General features: G+C 38.6%; 1 protein-coding gene and 1 pseudogene. Both read left to right on the top strand.

All coding sequences use genetic code 11. The features are described from left to right. Positions 1 to 6: 6 nt before the first annotated feature. Positions 7 to 318: pseudogene (rplX, locus tag ETC00_RS19660) on the top strand (50S ribosomal protein L24). A gap of 29 nt (positions 319 to 347) precedes the next feature. After that, positions 348 to 510: 50S ribosomal protein L5 (gene rplE, locus ETC00_RS19655; protein WP_171567727.1), on the top strand; the 163-nt coding region annotated here is incomplete at its 3' end.

Below are 510 nucleotides of genomic sequence, written 5' to 3'. Positions count from 1 at the left end.
ATTCAGATGCATGTAAAAAAAGGTGATAAAGTACAAGTGATCTCTGGTAAAGATAAAGGAAAACAAGGCGTTATTCTTGCTGCGTTTCCAAAGAAAAACCGAGTGCTTGTTGAAGGTGTAAACATCGTGAAAAAACACGTAAAACCTTCTCAAGCAAATCCACAAGGCGGCATCATCAGCCAAGAGGCGCCAATCCACGTATCAAACGTAATGCCTCTTGATCCAAAAACATGATTACAAACTCTTGTTTGATACAAAGTAGTTTACGGTAAAAAAGTTCGCTATGCGAAACGTTATGGTGAAATTTTAGACAAATAATGAAGTGACTGAGGAAGGGAGGTACTCAAATGAACCGCCTTAAAGAAAAGTATTTGAAAGAAGTTGTTCCTGCTCTGATGAGCAAGTTTAACTATAAATCTGTGATGCAAGTTCCGAAAATCGAAAAAATCGTCATCAACATGGGTGTTGGTGATGCGGTACAAAACGCAAAAGCGTTAGATAACGCAGTGG

Source organism: Brevibacillus sp. MCWH, assembly GCF_013096935.1.
In the GTDB taxonomy this organism is placed as follows: Bacteria; Bacillota; Bacilli; order Brevibacillales; family Brevibacillaceae; genus Brevibacillus; species Brevibacillus aydinogluensis.
Note: the sequence above shows the minus strand (reverse complement) of the source record. Positions and strands in the feature narration are given on the sequence as shown.